The sequence below is a fragment of the Flexivirga endophytica genome (assembly GCF_014640635.1).
Taxonomy (GTDB): Bacteria; Actinomycetota; Actinomycetes; order Actinomycetales; family Dermatophilaceae; genus Flexivirga; species Flexivirga endophytica.
In genome coordinates, this window is sequence record NZ_BMHI01000007.1 from 222,662 (window position 1) to 238,294 (window position 15,633).

Consider the following 15,633-nt stretch of genomic DNA (forward strand, 5'->3'; position numbering starts at 1 on the left):
CTCAGTCGTGGACATATCAGCGACGCCGTCCCTTCCGGTCGTCCTTCTCGTGACCCTTGAAGGTCCGGGTCGGTGCGAACTCGCCGAGCTTGTGGCCGACCATCGCCTCGGTCACGAAGACCGGGACGTGCTTGCGACCGTCGTGCACGGCCAGCGTGTGGCCGAGCATGTCGGGAGTGATCATCGACCGGCGGGACCAGGTCTTGATGACGTTCTTGGTGCCGGCTTCGTTCTGTGCATCCACCTTCTTCTGAAGGTGATCGTCGACGAAGGGGCCCTTCTTCAATGAACGGGGCATTTCTTACCGCTTCTTTCCAGTACGACGGCGACGCACGATGAGCTTGTCGCTCTCCTTCTTCGGGCGACGGGTGCGGCCTTCGGCCTGACCCCAAGGGCTGACCGGGTGACGACCACCGGAGGTCTTGCCCTCACCACCACCGTGCGGGTGGTCCACCGGGTTCATTGCGACACCGCGCACCGTCGGGCGCTTGCCCTTCCAGCGCATCCGGCCGGCCTTGCCCCAGCTGATGTTGCTCTGCTCGGAGTTGCCCACCTCGCCGACAGTTGCGCGGCAGCGCACGTCGACGTTGCGGATCTCACCGGACGGCATACGCAGCTGCGCGTAAGGACCGTCCTTGGCGACGAGCTGCACGCGTGCGCCGGCCGAGCGGGCGATCTTCGCACCGCCACCGGGCCGCAGCTCGATGCAGTGGATGACCGTACCGGTCGGGATGTTGCGCAGCGGCAGGTTGTTGCCGGGCTTGATGTCGGCGCCTGCGCCGTTCTCGATCTTGTCGCCCTGCTTGAGGCGGGTCGGCGCGATGATGTAGCGCTTCTCGCCGTCGGCGTAGTGCAGCAGCGCGATGCGCGCCGTGCGGTTGGGGTCGTATTCGATGTGCGCGACCTTGGCGGGGATGCCGTCCTTGTCGAGGCGGCGGAAGTCGATCACACGGTAGGCACGCTTGTGACCGCCACCGATGTGGCGAGTCGTGATGCGACCGGACGCGTTGCGACCGCCCGTCTTGGGCAGCGGGCGCACCAGCGACTTCTCGGGCGTCGAGCGGGTGACCTCAGCGAAGTCGGCCACGCTCGAGCCACGACGCCCCGGCGTCGTCGGCTTGTACTTGCGGATAGCCATTGTCTGTCCTTAGGAGTCTTGTCTGCGGGCGATCGTTCTTCAGGCCTGCGAGCCGAAGATGTCGATCGCGCCTTCCTTGAGCGAGACGATGGCGCGCTTGGTGTCCTTGCGCTTACCGGTGCCGAAGCGGGTCCGGCGCGTCTTGCCCTGACGATTCATGGTGTGGACCGAGTCGACCTTGACGTCGAAGATCTCCTCGACGGCGATCTTGATCTCGGTCTTGTTCGCCCGCGGGTCGACGAGGAAGGTGTACTTGCCCTCGTCGAGCAGCGCGTAGGACTTCTCCGAGACGACCGGCGCGATCAGGATGTCGCGCGGGTTCTTGCCCAGTTGCGTCATGGCCACAATCACTTGTCCTTCTCGGATTGCACGTCGGTCTTCTGCGCGGCAGCGCCACCCGCCGGGGCGAACCCGGCAGCAGCGGCGGCCTCGGCCGTCTTGAACCACACCTCGGCGACCGTGGCGTCATACCAACGGGAACCGGCGACGTGGTACTTCATCGAGTCCTTGTTGCCCTTGACCGTGAAGGTCTGCGGGTCCGGTGACGCACCATCGGCCAGCGGGGCGGCCGAGTCGGCGCCGAAGCCACCGTCGGCGACCTCGGTCTGCGCGGCCTTCGCCGGAGCGGCTGCGGCCGGTGCCGCCTTGACCGCGGCGGCCGGGCCTGCCAGGAAGCGCTCCAGCGCAGCCTGGGAGAAGACCAGGTCGTCGGCGCACAACACGTCGTAAGTGTTGAGCTGGTCGGCGAACAGGATGTGCACGTCGGCGAGGTTGCGGACCGACAGCAGCGCGGCCTGCTCCTCGCGGCTCAGCACCACGAGGAGGTTCTTGCGCTCGGTCAGCGCACCCAGCACCGCGGCCGCCGTCTTCGTCGACGGCTGGTCGCCCTCGACCAGCGAGGTCAGCACGTGGATGCGGTCGTGACGGGCCCGGTCGGACAGGGCACCGCGGAGCGCGGCGGCCTTCATCTTCTTTGGGGTCCGCTGCGCGTAGTCGCGCGGCTTCGGTCCGTGCACGATGCCACCGCCGGCGAACTGCGGGGCGCGGGTCGAACCCTGACGGGCGCGACCGGTTCCCTTCTGGCGGTAGGGCTTGCGACCACCACCGCGGACCTCGCCGCGGGTCTTGGTGGAGTGCGTGCCCTGGCGTGCTGCCGCGAGCTGCGCCACCACGACCTGGTGGATCAGCGGGACGTTGGTCTGCACGTCGAAGATCTCGGCCGGCAGCTCGACGGTGCCCGCCGTGGCGCCAGTGGCGCTCTTGATGTCAACGGTCGTCATCTGGCTCAGGCCTCCTTGACGGACGACTTCGCCGCGGTCTTGACCAGGACGATGCCGCCGCGGGGGCCGGGAACGGCACCCTTGATCAGCAACAGGCCCTTGTCGGCGTCGATCGCGTGAATCGTGAGGTTCTGGGTCGTCTGGCGCTCGCCGCCCATGCGGCCCGCCATACGCATGCCCTTGAAGACGCGGCCCGGGGTGGCGCAGCCACCGATCGAGCCCGGCTTGCGGTGGTTCTTGTGCGCACCGTGCGAGGAGCTGACGCCGTGGAAGCCGTGACGCTTCATGACACCGGCGAAGCCCTTGCCCTTGGTCGTGCCGACAGCGTCGATGCGCTGGCCGGTCTCGAAGGTCTCCACGGTGACTTCCTGGCCGAGCTGGTAGTCGGCGGCGTCAGCGGTGCGGATCTCAGCGAGGTGACGACGCGGCGTGACGCCGGCCTTCTCGAAGTGCCCGGTCAGCGGCTTGTTGACCTTGCGGGGGTCGATCGCGCCGTAGCCGATCTGCACCGCGTGGTAGCCCTCGCCCTCACCGCGGACAGCGGTGACGACACACGGGCCGGCCTGGACGACGGTGACCGGGATGAGCCGGCCGTTCTCGTCCCAAACCTGCGTCATGCCGAGCTTCTCGCCCAGAACGCCCTGCACGGAACGCTCAGTTGTGTGAGTCATATCGAGTCATTCCTCCCGTGTCAGAGCTTGATCTCGATGTTGACGTCCGCCGGCAGGTCGAGACGCATCAGCGAGTCGACGGCCTTCGGCGTCGGGTCAACGATGTCGATCAACCGCTTGTGGGTACGCATCTCGAAGTGCTCGCGGCTGTCCTTGTACTTGTGCGGTGACCGGATGACGCAGTAAACGTTCTTCTCCGTCGGCAGCGGCACAGGGCCGACCACCGTTGCACCGGCACGAGTCACCGTGTCGACAATCTTGCGCGCCGAGCTGTCGATGACTTCGTGGTCATACGACTTCAGTCGGATGCGGATCTTTTGTCCCGCCATTCGCCCGTGTCTCTCTCTCGCCGTACTCATTACTTACTTAGGTCTGTTCAGTGCGGTCCTGCTTCGCCTCCGACCCCCGCGCTCGGGTGTGTCGTGTGTGCTTCGCAGCACGGCACAGACATCTCTGGCGTGGATGGCCGGGCGAAATCGATGCGATCTCGCGCCTTGTGGCTTGCGCTTCCCGACCTCACCCGCAGGGCCGCCTGCTGGCGGACTGGGCGCTTTCGGGGCGGCAGCTGGTGTCTCGCCGAACCCGAATTGCTTCAGGTTGACCGGCGACGCACGTGATCACTGCACGTCAAGCAACTTGAACAGTCTGCCAGAGACCTCCACACAGTCCAAATCGAGCCGAGTGAGGTCCACCACGCGGCGCCTCAAGGTGCGTCGAAAGTGCACTGTCTGCCGTTCCGCAGCGGGTATGACGACAACAACTGCCCTCTCGACGCAACGACCATCCCGGCCCGGGCGGCCGCTACACCCTGACGACACGACGAAGGGGCGGCCGATCGGCCGCCCCTTTGATGCTCCCCCGCGTACTGACCGATCAGGCGGCCGCGCTGGGGTGGTAGCGCTTGACCCGCTGGAGCGTGTTCTCGTCGGTGTGGTGCATCTCGACGCCCGTTGCGGCGAGCTTCAGGACCAGGTCCGAGGTGTAGCTGAACGTCTGGTCGTCCTTGATGGTGAAGGCACTGTCGAAGCTCATCAGCTGAGCACGCTCGAGCAGGTAGGGGTTCTGCAGGATCCCGTAGTCGGCCGCGCCGGGGCGCGCGTCGAAGCGCATTTCGGTGTCGCGTGGTCCGGCGGTGCTGCCAGCGAGGATCGCAATCCCCCGACCGAAGACGACATTGCGCATGACCTGCTGGCGCACGCGATCCCAGAGCAGAAAACCGATCTCGTCGTGGAAAGGATCCATCGCCTCCTCGCCGTGCCGCCACGCCTTCATGCCATAGCTCAGACCCCAGATCTCCTGCTGGCCGTTCTCCTGGACCGGGATGGGCTTGAACCATGCCTGCTCGAAGTAGCTCGTCTCGGAGGTGTCGTCCTCCTTGTTGTGGTACGAGAGGTCGACGCCGACGTCGCCCTCCCATTCACCGACGAGAGGTGTGAGCGGACCGAGCTTCTGCGGTCCTTGAATCGTTGCGGGCATGACTCTTCCTTTGCGTTTCCTGTGGATTGTCTTTGCAAAGTAGCACCGGCGCCGAACACGGCATCGGGCGAGTCGGCGCGCCATACAAGGTCCGCCGGTTAGGCTCGCTCGTATGGCGATCGCCGCGACCGAGGGCTTGACGATGCAGTACCCCCGGGTGCGTGCACTTGACGCGCTGACGCTCAGCGTCCCCGAAGGAATCACCGGTGTGGTCGGTGTCAACGGCGCCGGGAAGTCCACCCTGATCAAGGTTCTGCTCGGCCTCCTGCGTCCCACTGGTGGCGAGGTGCAGGTCCTCGGGATGGACCCCACCGTGCGGGGCGCGGAGGTTCGCGCGCTCGTCGGTTACATGCCCGAGCACGACGTGCTGCCCGGTGACGTCTCCGCCGCCGAGTTCGTCATGCACATGGCGATGATGTCCGGACTGCCGCGCAACGCCGCACGGGAGCGGACCTCCGACGTGCTGCGCCATGTCGGGTTGGCCGAGGAACGCCACCGTCCGATGGGCGGCTACTCGACGGGCATGAAGCAGCGCGCCAAGCTCGCCCAGGCGATCGTCCACAGTCCGCAGTTGGTGCTGCTCGACGAGCCGACGAACGGCTTGGACCCGCGTTCGCGCGACGACATGCTGGACCTGATCGGACGCATCGGCCACGACTTCGGCATCTCGGTCATGGTCACCAGCCACCTGCTCGGCGAGCTCGAGCGCACCGTCGACTACGTGATCGTCATCGATGCCGGTCGGTTACTGCGTGCCGAACGTACCCAGGCCCTGACGCTGACGACCGGCAGCGTGCTGGTCGAGGTCCTCGGCCCGCCCGGCAGCGACCGCCGGATCGGGCAGGCGCTGCTCGACCACGGCGTGCGCGCCTGGCCGGTCGGCGACCGCATCGAGGTCCAGGTCGACCGGCCCGAGACCCTCGACCTGATCCGCGACCTGATCGCCGACGCAGGCCTCGGCCTGGTGCGACTGCAAGAGGTGCACCACAGCCTCGAAGAGGTCTTCGCCCAGCAAGGGAGCCCGGTGTGACAACGGAGCCGACCGGCGAGCCGCCGCGGACCTCCGCCCGCCGCGGAGTCATCCACGACATCGGCTACCGGCCTTTCACGGGCCGTCGGCAGAGCACCTCGGCGGTCGCGTTGTCCCTCTACCTGACGTCGCTGCGGCACTGCTTCGGCATCGGTCGGTCGGGCAAGTCGAAGGTCATGCCGTGGCTGATGACGTTCGTGCTGCTGATCCCGGCGCTGGTCCTGGCCGGACTGCTGCTGCAGCTCAACAAGATGTCGTTGTCGGACCAGGCCGACCTGTTCGCGCCGCTGGCCAACTACTTCGGGTTCCCCTACTGGACACAGCTGCTGATCACGATCTTCGCCGCGGCGCAGGCGCCGGTGCTCTTCGCACGAGACCTGCGCTACCGCACCGTCGTGCTCTACTTCGCCCGTCCTCTCTCGCGCACCACCTACGTCCTGATGCGACTGGCCGCGCTCGCGACCGCGTTGTTCGCGGTCGTCGTCATACCGCTGACGATTTGGTATGGCGCGGCGCTCAGCGCCGACGTCGATCGAGGCGAGCACACCAAGAACTACCTGGCCGCGGTCGTCGGCGTGGCCGTCCTGGCGTTGATGCTGGCGACGTTCTCCGGGATGGTCTCGGCCATCACGACGCGATCCGGGCTGGCCGTCACCGCGGTCATCGTCGCGCTGATGCTCACGTCGGGCATCGTCAAGGCGGTCCAGGGGGCGGCATACGACGGCGATCACCGCACCATGAGTTTCATCGGCGCCCTGCTCAATCCGTTCTCGGTCGCGTCCGAGCTGATCAGTGGGCTGTTCGACCAGCCGACGCCCGACAGCACGGTGCTTCATCCCGGACCCGGCTGGACGATCGGCTTCGCCGTCGCGGCCGTCGTCTGGACGCTCGGCGCGACCGCGATCCTGCTCGAACGCACCCGGAAGGCCGCTTCGCTGTGACTGAACTCGATCTGACGGACGTCTCCCGCTGGTACGGCAACGTCGTGGCCGTCAATGACGTCAACATGCACATTGGCCCGGGCATCACCGGCCTGCTCGGACCGAACGGCGCCGGCAAGTCGACCCTGTTGTCGATGATGGCCGGTCTGTTGCCGCCGTCCGCCGGCACCGTCACGATCGACGGCCGGCCCACACGCGCCAACATCGCGATCTACCGGCAGATCGGTCTCGTGCCGGTGCAGGAGTCGCTCTACGACTTCCTCACCGGGGAGCAGTTCGTCCGGCTCAACGCCGAGTTGCAGAAGGTCCCGCAGCCGGGGCTCGCCGCCAAGCGCGCCATCGGACTGGTCGAGATGTCCGACGCCGCCGACCGCAAGATCTCGACATACAGCAAGGGCATGAAGCAGCGCATCAAGGTGGCGTCGGCGCTCACGCACGACCCGGCGGTGCTGCTGTTGGACGAGCCGTTCAACGGGATGGACCCGATCCAGCGCCGGCACATGATGGCGCTGCTCACGCAGTTCGCCGAGCAGGGCCGCACGATCGTCTTCAGCTCGCACATCCTGGAGGAGGTCGAGCAGATCGCCCGTCAGGTCGAGGTGGTCGTCGCCGGACGTCACGCCGCCAGCGGTGACTTCGCCGCCATCCGACGGCTGATGACCGACCGGCCCAACCAATACCTCGTCCGCAGCTCCGACGACCGCCGGCTGGCTGCCCTGCTGCTCGCCGAGCCTTGCGTGCGCGGTGCCAGGTTGCGCGGCGACACCGCGCTCGAGGTGGAGGCCGACGACTTCGGCGGCTTCGCGCAGGTAATCCCGAAAGTGGCTCGCGACAACGCGATTCGCGTCTTCGAGGTCACTCCGACCGACGAGTCGCTGGAGAGCGTCTTCAGCTACCTGGTGAATTCATGACCACCCCACGAAAACACCCCACGAAGTCCTCGCTCCTCCGTCGCTCGGTACTTCGCAGGGACCCCGTCAGTTCTCCGCTCCGAGAAGGTGCCGCATGAACGGGCCGATCCTGCGACTGGGTCTGCGGTCGCTCTTCGGCCGGGCACGCGCCTGGCTGATGATCGCGATGCCGGTGATCATGCTGGCGCTCGCGGCGGTGATGCGCCTGACGGCGGGCAGCGGCGGTCTGGACCCGAACTCGGCAGAGAACTTCCTGCGGATCTTCGGGATCGGCATCGCCGTGCCGGTGGTCGCGCTCATCGCGACCACCACGCTGATCAACTCCGAGTTCGACGACGGCTCGATCATCTACCTGCTCACCAAACCGGTGTCCCGGGTGACGATCATCGCCAGCAAGGCGGTCATCGTGCTCGGCGCCGGGGTGCTCTTCGGCGCGGCGATGATGCTGGTCGCCGGATTCATCATGGTCGGCGGCAGCGATCAGGTCGCTGTCGGCGCGTTGATCGGCGGTGTGGTGTCGACCGTCGCGTATGTCGGCATCTTCACCGCCCTGGCCACGACGATGAAGCGCAGCGTCGTGGGCTGCCTGCTCTTCTGGTTGCTCTGGGAATCAACGGTTTCCGCGCTCTTCTCGCCGGTGAAGTGGTTGTCGGCGCGAGCGTGGGGCAACGCCGTCGTCCAGCACATCGCCGACGCCGCCGGCGACGGCAAACCCGGAGTGCCATTGCCGTATGCCGTGCTCGCAGCCATCGTCGCGTTGGCGGCCGGCGTCGCGCTCGCCGGTCAACGGCTGGCGTCGATGACGATCTCCGAGGAGTAGTCGCCGACCCGGCCTGTGCGGGAACGCCGTGAAGACGGGACGTAGGTCTATTGCCGCCGCGCAGTGGCAGGGACAACGTGGGCTACGGGCCGCGGAACATCCGTGGGGGACGGCCCGACCCGTCTTCGAAAGGACTTCTCCCGTGTCCAAACGTTCTTGGCGGCCCGCTGTTGCGGGCATGGCCGTTGCCTCGACCTCACTGCTCGGGCTCGTGGCGGCATCGCCGGCACACGCCGACGGTCCCATGTGCACACCTGACGTCGGCGGGTCCGGGCTGAGCGCCGCGGTGGTGGCGCACGCGCACCAGACGATCGCCGGCCAACTGGTCGACGCGGCCGGCTGCGACATAGGCATCTACGTCGGGCCCGGAGCAACCCACGTGACCATCACCGGCTCCACGGTCGAGAACGCGAACTTCCAGGGCATCTTCGCCGAGCGGACCTCGCACCTGCGAGTCGCCGGGTCGACCGTCACCGGCAACGGTTTCCACTCCACCGATCCCTCCGCTCCCCCTTTGGAAGGCAGCGGCGTCAAGTCGTATGTCGGCCAGTCCTTCGCGATCAGCCTCTTCGGTGTCTCGCACTCGAGCGTCGTCGGCAACTGGGTCCACGACAACGACCGGGGTGGCATCGGCGTGATGGACAACGGCGCCAACGACCCGGGCTGGCTGCAGCAGAACCAGAACCCGGATGCCCCGCTCGTCCCGTCGACGTACGACGTGGTCGCGGGCAACCACACCTGGGCGGATTACCACGGTTGCGGCATCGTGGCGGCGACGCAGAACTTCGGCGGCCAACTGAGCCACCTGCAGATCACGAACAACACGATCAGCGGGACGATCGGCCAATTCACGTCGAACGGCCCGGACATCGGCGGCATCGTGGTCGCCGCGGACCCGCCCGAGTCCAGCGTCGACAACGTCAACGTGATGGGCAACTCGGTGTCGGAGTCGTTCGAGGGCGGCATCATCGTCAACGCCGAGGCCTTCAACTCCTCCACCAACCGGGTCACGGTCTCGGCCAACACGGTCACCGCGAACAACTGGGGCGACCTCGAAGCCCCGCAGATGGCGGGTGTCCTCGTATACGCCAACCCGGCCCCGATCCCGCCGGGCACGAACGCGCCACGCAACGTCGCCACCACCGTGACCGGCAACACCATCGATGCGCAGTTCTACGGGATCTGGTCCTTGGGTGACTTCGCGCCGAAGACTGCGGGAAACACGATCTCGGTCACGCCCGGAGGCATTCCGATCTTCCACGGTTGATTCCCGAGGTATGACGAAAGGCGTTACCCCTCAGGCTGGTTCGGCGACCCATCGCATCGGGTCGCCCCAGCCGAGATCGGTGATGCCGTGCTTGTCGAGTGCCAGCGACACCAGCGTGCGCCGGTGCGCGGCGAAGGTCAGCACGTGCGCGATCATGCCGCCATAGGTGAAGACCTCGGCCTGCTCGCCGCACGCGTCGACGAAGGTGTCGTCGAGTTCACCGTGCTGGATCGCCGCGCGAACGTTCTCGGCGAAGCGTGGTCCCTCGACCGTCAGCCGCGACCTCAGTGAGGTCACCGACTCGTGTTGCTCGATGCTCCAGTCGTATTCGCGGTTGACCAGGACGGCGTTCCACATGCCCATCTGACCGACCAGGCGCGACAGCAGCCGTCGCAAGGTCATCGTCTCCGGGTCGTCGTCGAGTCCGTACTCAATGCGTTCATCCAACTGCTCATCGGTCAATCGCGCCGCGCGGTCGACGAATTCGCCGGTCAGCCAGATGTGATGATCGATCATGCGGGTGAGTAGTTCCATGGCGGTGAAGCCTCCCGTGCCGGGCAGGCGTAGACCTGCCGGTGGTTGAAAATGCACTCCGTTGTTCGAAGGGATCTTGAAATCCCCTGGGCGAGAACGGAAGTCGCGTGGCGCCATACCGAAGTGGCGGGCGAACGCACGCGTGAAGGCCTCGTGGGAGGCGTAGCCGGCTTCGACGCCCACGTCGATGATCCGGCGTTGGCTGGTGATGAGCCGGTATGCCGAACGCTCCAACAGCAGTCTCCTGCGGAGCGTCACCGGCGGCTCACCACCGACCGACGACACGATGCGATCCAGGTGGAACCGCGAGGTGTAGAGCCGCTGCGCCAGTTGCACCGGTGATGCCGTGTCGTCGTCGAGGCTCTCGGCGAGGACCCCGACATACCGGGCGAACATGTCCGCGTTGCTCATGCCGGCCCCCTCCTTCGTCGGGTTCCGGCAATCGTTTGGGCCGTCGGACGCTCGCTGCGCTCGCTCATGTCAGCAGCATGCCGCACGGGTGCGCTGTCGGACTTGATCGTCGTTGCTCGCGATTCGTCAGGGTGTGTCGGGAGCCATCTTGCCGACCCTCGCGGCCCGTAGCGCGGCCAGCCCCTGCGGTATGGCGGCGCAGGTGAGCACCGCCATGGCGACCGTCCAGGATCCGGTGACGTCGTGGACGGCGCCGATCAGGATGGGCCCGATCGCCGCGAGGCCGTAGCCCACGGCCTGCGCCATACCCGACACCTGGCCGGCCTGCATAGTGGAGTTGCTGCGCAGCACCATGAAGAGCAGCGCGAGACCGATGCCGCAGCCGGGGCCCACCATGATCAGGCCGGCCCACAGCACCCACCAGCCGTGCACGGTGAGCAGCCCGACGAAGCCCAGCACACAGATCCCGAGCGCCGCCAAGGTGATCACCCGCTGATCGGCGAAGCGGCCGGCGATGATCGGGGCCAGCAACGAGCAGGTCAGCCCGACGGTCTGCCCGGCCGCCAGCACCCCACCGGCGGCGCCGCTCGTCATACCGGCCTCGTCCATCAGGAACGTCGGCAGCCAGGCCCCGAACGTGTAGAAGATCAACGACTGGGCGCCCATGTAGACCGTGATCGCCCACGCGGTGCGGTCGCGCCAGAGGCCCGCCGACGGTCGGCTCGACGGCACCGTGTGGACACGTCGCAATTGCGGCAGCCATTGCACCATTGCGACCAGCACCAGCAGACCCCACGCTGCGAGCGTCAGGCGCCACCGGCCGCCCACGGCGTCGTCGATGGGCACGGTCAGGCCGGCGGCGACCGCTGCGCCACCGGAGAGCGTCATCGAATAGAGCCCGGTCATCAACCCGGAGCGGTGCGCGAAGTCCCGCTTGATAAGCGCCGGGAGCACGACGTTGCACACGCCGATGCCGATGCCGATGAGCACCGAGCCACCGAAGAGGGCGAAGGCGTCCGGCACCAAGCGGAGCGCGATGCCAGCAACGAGCACCGCGAGCGCGCCGAAGATGGTGCGTTCGATGCCGTAGTGATGGGCCAGCCGCGGGGCGACGGGCGCGCTGATGCCGAAGAAGAGCACCGGCAGCGCGGTCAGCAGACCCGCCGTACCGTTGCTGAAGCCGAATGAGTCGGAGATCGTATCGATCAGCGGAGACACCGACACGACGGCGGGCCTGAGGTTGGCCGCGACCAGCATGATGCCGAGCGCTGCAGCGATCGCGGCACCACCGTGCAGCGACGAACGCGACTGTTCTCCGTGGGCCTTGCCTGCGTCGACCTGGGTCATCGCAACAACCCGGACTCGGCCTCGCTCAGATAGCTGTGCACAGCGGCCGCGGCGGCCGCCGGATCACCGGCCTCGATCGCCTCGACCAGGTCACGGTGCCCGATCGGGTGAGTGGCCGAGGACCGCAGGCGTGCGGTGATCTCGGCATGCGAGGAACGCATCACCTCGAGCACCCCGCCGTAGATGTCGACCAGCAGGGCGTTTCCGCTCGCAGCGACGACCGCGGCGTGGAAGTCGATGTCGATCTGGTCGTACTGGTCGAAATCGCCTCTGCCGAATGCACTTTCGGCGCTCTCCAGCAGACCTCTCAGCGTGCGCACCCCGCGTGGCGATGCGGCGGAAGCTGCCGCCGAGGCGGCTTCGGTCTCCAGCGCACGACGCACCTGCAACAGGTCCAGGAGCTCGGTGGTGGCGCCGCGAGTCATGACCGCGACGAAGAGATTGGCGCTGCGCACGTAGGTGCCGTCACCACGCCGGGGCGCCAGCAGGCCGGCGTGCTCCAGCGCGCGCACCGCCTCGCGGATCGAGTTGCGGCCGACCCCGAAGCGCTGCACCAGCTCCGGCTCGGCCGGGATGCGCGAGCCGACCGGCCACTCCCCCTCGCGGATCAGCGCCTCCATGCGCTCGACGACGAGTTCGCTGGTGCGTTTCGGGGCTTCGATCAGGTCGGACACGCCATACAACCTAACGTGGGATGTTTGTGCGCAGCAGGCCGCCCGTATGCCGAGATCCGAGATCCATGGACGTACATGTGGAGGTCCTGGGTTGCTGTCACGCTCCGCGTGACGATCGGCACGCAGAGAGTGACGTTCGGGGTCCCACTCATCAGCGAGCGAGAACGCAGCCGCGTCCGCTCCGCCGACGCGGACGTCTTCAGTCCTTGACCACGATGGTCGAGTGGAGCGCGCGTATCTAGTCGAAGGTGTGCTGGTTGACCTGTTCGGTGGCGGTTTGTAGGACGTGGATCGCTACGGCTATCTCCTCGACATCAAGGCCGGAGAGCGCGACCCTGCGAACCTCGGCGAACGGGTCGGGTAAGGCGTCCCAGAGTGCACGGCCGGCAGCGGTGAGGTCGACGACCTTCTGCCGTTGATCTGTCACCGATGGTGCCTGGTGGACCAGGTCCTTGCGGATCAGGGTCGCGACAGTGCCACTGAGACTTGCGCGTTCGACATGCAGGGCACGGCCGAGGTCACGTTGCGTAGTCGGCCCGTTCTCAGTGAGCTCGTGGAGGACTGCCCACTGTGTCGAGCCGATGCCGTGCGGGCGTAGGACGGCATCGACGGCGGCGCGGTTGGCGTAGTAGTAGCGCTTGGCCCAGGTGCCCACCGAACGTGGCTCAGCATTCCGGGGATCGATCCCCCGCTTCTCGCTCGTCACTGGTGTCTTTCACCATCCGATGGGCTGGTTCTGCCACCGGGTGAAGGTGCCGGTGGGGCCGTCAGCGCCGAAGAGGCAGACCCGAACAACCTCGCGGGATCCGTCTTCGACCGATTCGGTGCCAGCGAATCCGTTGAGGTTTGTCGCAGTGAACGCCGGCGACACGAGGTTGACTTTGATGTCGGTCGACTCCAGTTCGATCATGATCGCCAGCGTGATGGCGTTCTGTGCGGCTTTGGACGCGGGATACACCGGATTGAACAGGGCGTGGTAGGGGGAGTCGGGGTCAGCGTTGCCGCTCAACGATCCCAAGCCGCTGGACACGTTGACGATCCGTGCGTCCGACGATTTCCTCAACAGCGGCAGCATCGCCTGATAGACCGCCAGAGTGCCGAAGGCGTTGGTCTCCCAGACCGCCCGGATCTCCTCCAGCGATGCCGTGCTCGCCTTGTGTGCCGACGGGTTGTTCTGCAGCGAATCGTTACCGCCTTCGCCGGCACGGGAGATGCCCGCGTTGTTGACCAGCAGGTCCAGTCGGCCGTACTCCTGCTCGATGCGTTGCGCGGCGGCGGTGATCGACCCGGTATCGGTGACGTCAATCTGGATCGGCACGGCACTGTCGCCGATCGTTTCGGCTGCGTCCTGTCCGCGCGCCAGATCCCGGGACCCGACGAGGACAGTGACGCCGTTGGCGACAAGTTCCTTGGCAACCTGGAATCCAACGCCTTGGTTAGCGCCGGTGATCAGTGCAATACGGGATGACACGTTTGCTCCTTTTGTCTGGTACCACACGATTTTGTCTGGTACCAGACGAAAGTCAACTGAGCTATGTTGCTACGCCAACGGCGAAGACGACGTGGCCCAGCAGTTTCTCCGACAAGCACTCCTCCAAGGCAGCAGCCGATTCCGCAGCGGACTGGCCATCCACAACTGAGGCGACACTCAAGCTGTCCGACTCAACGTGTCCGCAGAGTTCCCTGCCCGGTGATCGTTCGTTCGGTGATGAAGAAACTCAGATCGGTCATGGTCGTTGGATCATGGCAAGCGTCCGCTCAGTGGGAGTACGGGATCAGCGGAGCGGGTCGATAGACCCGGCCCGCAGTCCCGTTGACGTCGGCCTTACTGAGCCGGATGCCGGTGAGTAGCTCGATCAGCTGGTAGCCACGTACCAGTCCCACCGTCTCATCGGGTGACGTCAGCCGCGGATCGGATTCGTCGGGCAGCGGTTCCCCGACTGCGGAACCGCCGAAGCCGAGACCACCGGAATCGGGGTCGTACGGGTCGAACTGCCGGCGGATGGCCCCGTCGCGCGCGACGACGAACGCACTCTTCAGGTTGACGTTGCTCGTGAGAGACACCACCTCGCCGCTACGGGATAGCGGCTCGACAGTCACCGTGTCGGTGAGGAAGTGACCGATGCTCTGCACGAGCAAGGTCCAACCTGGCTTTGGCAAGGCCACGACGGGCGCGACGTCGCCCGGCCAGTCGAATCTCTCGTAGATGCCGTCGGCCGAAACGGTGGGCTCGCCTGGAGCCACCACCTCCAGCGCAGCCTCGGGGGCCGTGTCACGGACCATCGCGAGGCAGCCGGCGCCAGCGTGCACGCTGTCATTGTCCAAGATCCACGGATACGTCCCTAGCGCAGCCATCCCCATGTAACCAGTATGCCGCCCGCCTCCTCCGCAGCGTCGCCACGCGGCAGGGGCCGCGGTCCTGTGCACGTCGCGCGATCTATTGACCATCCGATCTGTCGTGCTTGGATCTCTCCATCGTTTCGCCAGACGTTCCGCAAACGGATCGCCTTTCGGTGACGCATCTCGGACTGCTCCGTATGGCACACCCCTGCGGAACTGAAGAGGTCATCCGTCGGTCGCCCCCGTGATAGCTCGTCTCGTCACCGTATCCGGAACGTCAACTGAGACAACGCGTAGCCGCCTCGACCACGTTACGATTCCGTCGTGCAAACCGTTAACGATCTCCGGCGACCGCCCGCGGTAACAGGTACTCCGCTCGGCGCCGGCGCGATTGCGGCCGCAGCAAGTGTCCCTGCGTTAATCGCGGTGCTGCCGCTGACCCTTGGATCAACCTGGTATGTCGCGGCAGACGAGAACCGGGAGTTCTTGACCACCGGCCGCGCCATCTGGGGATTCGTATTGTTCTCCGCCGGCGTGCTGCCATTTGTTGCTTTCGTGATCGCACTGATCACGGCCCGAGCATCCGGTTCGCGTTGGCCCGCAGCCCTCAAACTGGCCGCCATCTGGATCGCGGCGCTGGGATTGATCGCGTGTGGTGCGGCGATGCTCGGCGGTGGGGGCTTCTAGCTCTGTGGCTACGCCGGTCGGGCATCGTTCGCCGCTCAGCGATCCCGTTGTGGCACGCTCCGCGTGACGATCGATCATCGAAACTGGTCCGGCGATTTCTTCGAGA

General features: G+C 66.4%; 19 protein-coding genes. 6 read left to right on the forward strand and 13 right to left on the reverse strand.

Annotated features, from left to right (window positions below; genetic code table 11):
• Positions 1 to 16: 16 nt before the first annotated feature.
• From rpsS to IEX71_RS20960, 7 genes are all read right to left on the reverse strand, one after another.
• Positions 17 to 298: a 30S ribosomal protein S19 gene (gene rpsS, locus IEX71_RS20930; RefSeq protein ID WP_188839014.1), complete on the reverse strand. Its 282-nt coding sequence runs from the start codon at positions 296 to 298 to the stop codon at positions 17 to 19.
• 3 nt (positions 299 to 301) lie between these two features.
• The gene (gene rplB, locus IEX71_RS20935) at positions 302 to 1,138 is read right to left on the reverse strand and encodes a 50S ribosomal protein L2 (RefSeq protein ID WP_188839015.1); all 837 of its coding nucleotides are present in this window, start codon (positions 1,136 to 1,138) and stop codon (positions 302 to 304) included.
• Positions 1,139 to 1,177: 39 nt separating this feature from the next.
• Positions 1,178 to 1,477, reverse strand: a complete 300-nt coding sequence (rplW, locus tag IEX71_RS20940) for a 50S ribosomal protein L23 (RefSeq protein ID WP_188839052.1) — start codon at positions 1,475 to 1,477, stop codon at positions 1,178 to 1,180.
• Between the two features lie 8 nt (positions 1,478 to 1,485).
• Entirely contained in the window at positions 1,486 to 2,418 is a 933-nt protein-coding gene (gene rplD / locus IEX71_RS20945) for a 50S ribosomal protein L4, sunset domain variant (protein ID WP_229749924.1), read from the reverse strand.
• Positions 2,419 to 2,423: 5 nt separating this feature from the next.
• Complete coding sequence (gene rplC / locus IEX71_RS20950) at positions 2,424 to 3,089, reverse strand: 50S ribosomal protein L3 (RefSeq protein ID WP_188839016.1); 666 nt, start codon at positions 3,087 to 3,089, stop codon at positions 2,424 to 2,426.
• Positions 3,090 to 3,109: 20 nt separating this feature from the next.
• Positions 3,110 to 3,418 (reverse strand): 30S ribosomal protein S10, encoded by a 309-nt coding sequence (gene rpsJ, locus IEX71_RS20955; RefSeq protein ID WP_114930053.1) that lies wholly within the window; start codon positions 3,416 to 3,418, stop codon positions 3,110 to 3,112.
• 544 nt (positions 3,419 to 3,962) lie between these two features.
• On the reverse strand, positions 3,963 to 4,565 hold the full coding sequence (locus IEX71_RS20960) for a heme-binding beta-barrel domain-containing protein (protein ID WP_188839017.1): 603 nt from the start codon (positions 4,563 to 4,565) through the stop codon (positions 3,963 to 3,965).
• Between the two features lie 112 nt (positions 4,566 to 4,677).
• Here IEX71_RS20960 and IEX71_RS20965 point away from each other — a divergent pair, with 112 nt between their 5' ends.
• The 5 genes from IEX71_RS20965 to IEX71_RS20985 all read left to right on the forward strand — a co-directional run bounded on the left by IEX71_RS20965 (position 4,678) and on the right by IEX71_RS20985 (position 9,534).
• Complete coding sequence (locus IEX71_RS20965; protein WP_188839018.1) at positions 4,678 to 5,595, forward strand: ABC transporter ATP-binding protein; 918 nt, start codon at positions 4,678 to 4,680, stop codon at positions 5,593 to 5,595.
• Entirely contained in the window at positions 5,592 to 6,536 is a 945-nt protein-coding gene (locus tag IEX71_RS20970; RefSeq protein WP_188839019.1) for a hypothetical protein, read from the forward strand. Before IEX71_RS20965 ends, IEX71_RS20970 begins: the two co-directional genes overlap by 4 nt.
• Entirely contained in the window at positions 6,533 to 7,447 is a 915-nt protein-coding gene (locus tag IEX71_RS20975) for an ABC transporter ATP-binding protein (RefSeq protein WP_188839020.1), read from the forward strand. Before IEX71_RS20970 ends, IEX71_RS20975 begins: the two co-directional genes overlap by 4 nt.
• Before the next feature lie 94 nt (positions 7,448 to 7,541).
• Positions 7,542 to 8,267 carry an ABC transporter permease gene (locus IEX71_RS20980; protein ID WP_188839021.1) on the forward strand — a complete coding sequence of 242 codons (726 nt, stop codon included), beginning with the start codon at positions 7,542 to 7,544 and terminating at the stop codon, positions 8,265 to 8,267.
• Between the two features lie 142 nt (positions 8,268 to 8,409).
• Positions 8,410 to 9,534 (forward strand): right-handed parallel beta-helix repeat-containing protein, encoded by a 1,125-nt coding sequence (locus IEX71_RS20985; RefSeq protein ID WP_188839022.1) that lies wholly within the window; start codon positions 8,410 to 8,412, stop codon positions 9,532 to 9,534.
• A 30-nt stretch (positions 9,535 to 9,564) separates the two neighbouring features.
• Here the strand turns inward: IEX71_RS20985 and IEX71_RS20990 are convergent, their stop codons facing one another.
• The 6 genes from IEX71_RS20990 to IEX71_RS21015 form a co-directional block, all read right to left on the reverse strand.
• A complete protein-coding gene (locus tag IEX71_RS20990; protein WP_188839023.1) occupies positions 9,565 to 10,479 on the reverse strand; it encodes a helix-turn-helix domain-containing protein in 915 nt (304 codons plus the stop codon).
• A gap of 126 nt (positions 10,480 to 10,605) precedes the next feature.
• Complete coding sequence (locus IEX71_RS20995; protein ID WP_188839024.1) at positions 10,606 to 11,826, reverse strand: CynX/NimT family MFS transporter; 1,221 nt, start codon at positions 11,824 to 11,826, stop codon at positions 10,606 to 10,608.
• Positions 11,823 to 12,500 carry a FadR/GntR family transcriptional regulator gene (locus IEX71_RS21000; RefSeq protein WP_188839025.1) on the reverse strand — a complete coding sequence of 226 codons (678 nt, stop codon included), beginning with the start codon at positions 12,498 to 12,500 and terminating at the stop codon, positions 11,823 to 11,825. The genes IEX71_RS20995 and IEX71_RS21000 overlap by 4 nt, the downstream gene beginning before the upstream one ends.
• 238 nt (positions 12,501 to 12,738) lie before the next feature.
• On the reverse strand, positions 12,739 to 13,206 hold the full coding sequence (locus IEX71_RS21005) for a MarR family winged helix-turn-helix transcriptional regulator (RefSeq protein WP_229749925.1): 468 nt from the start codon (positions 13,204 to 13,206) through the stop codon (positions 12,739 to 12,741).
• A 9-nt stretch (positions 13,207 to 13,215) separates the two neighbouring features.
• Positions 13,216 to 13,971, reverse strand: coding sequence for an SDR family NAD(P)-dependent oxidoreductase (locus tag IEX71_RS21010; protein ID WP_188839026.1), 756 nt, complete (start codon positions 13,969 to 13,971; stop codon positions 13,216 to 13,218).
• Positions 13,972 to 14,258: 287 nt separating this feature from the next.
• On the reverse strand, positions 14,259 to 14,948 hold the full coding sequence (locus IEX71_RS21015; protein ID WP_308421000.1) for a DUF6461 domain-containing protein: 690 nt from the start codon (positions 14,946 to 14,948) through the stop codon (positions 14,259 to 14,261).
• Between the two features lie 216 nt (positions 14,949 to 15,164).
• On the opposite strand from IEX71_RS21015, the gene IEX71_RS21020 reads away from it, so the two are divergent.
• On the forward strand, positions 15,165 to 15,527 hold the full coding sequence (locus IEX71_RS21020) for a hypothetical protein (RefSeq protein ID WP_188839028.1): 363 nt from the start codon (positions 15,165 to 15,167) through the stop codon (positions 15,525 to 15,527).
• Positions 15,528 to 15,633 lie beyond the last annotated feature (106 nt).

Coding starts and splice junctions, on each gene's coding strand:
- IEX71_RS20960 (WP_188839017.1), bottom strand. CDS start 4,565: ATGCCCGCAACGATTCAAGGACCGCAGAAGCTCGGTCCGCTCACACCT.
- rpsS (WP_188839014.1), bottom strand. CDS start 298: ATGCCCCGTTCATTGAAGAAGGGCCCCTTCGTCGACGATCACCTTCAG.
- IEX71_RS20980 (WP_188839021.1), top strand. CDS start 7,542: ATGAACGGGCCGATCCTGCGACTGGGTCTGCGGTCGCTCTTCGGCCGG.
- rpsJ (WP_114930053.1), bottom strand. CDS start 3,418: ATGGCGGGACAAAAGATCCGCATCCGACTGAAGTCGTATGACCACGAA.
- rplB (WP_188839015.1), bottom strand. CDS start 1,138: ATGGCTATCCGCAAGTACAAGCCGACGACGCCGGGGCGTCGTGGCTCG.
- rplD (WP_229749924.1), bottom strand. CDS start 2,418: ATGACGACCGTTGACATCAAGAGCGCCACTGGCGCCACGGCGGGCACC.
- IEX71_RS20990 (WP_188839023.1), bottom strand. CDS start 10,479: ATGAGCAACGCGGACATGTTCGCCCGGTATGTCGGGGTCCTCGCCGAG.
- rplC (WP_188839016.1), bottom strand. CDS start 3,089: ATGACTCACACAACTGAGCGTTCCGTGCAGGGCGTTCTGGGCGAGAAG.
- IEX71_RS20995 (WP_188839024.1), bottom strand. CDS start 11,826: ATGACCCAGGTCGACGCAGGCAAGGCCCACGGAGAACAGTCGCGTTCG.
- IEX71_RS21015 (WP_308421000.1), bottom strand. CDS start 14,948: ATGGTCAATAGATCGCGCGACGTGCACAGGACCGCGGCCCCTGCCGCG.
- rplW (WP_188839052.1), bottom strand. CDS start 1,477: ATGACGCAACTGGGCAAGAACCCGCGCGACATCCTGATCGCGCCGGTC.
- IEX71_RS20965 (WP_188839018.1), top strand. CDS start 4,678: ATGGCGATCGCCGCGACCGAGGGCTTGACGATGCAGTACCCCCGGGTG.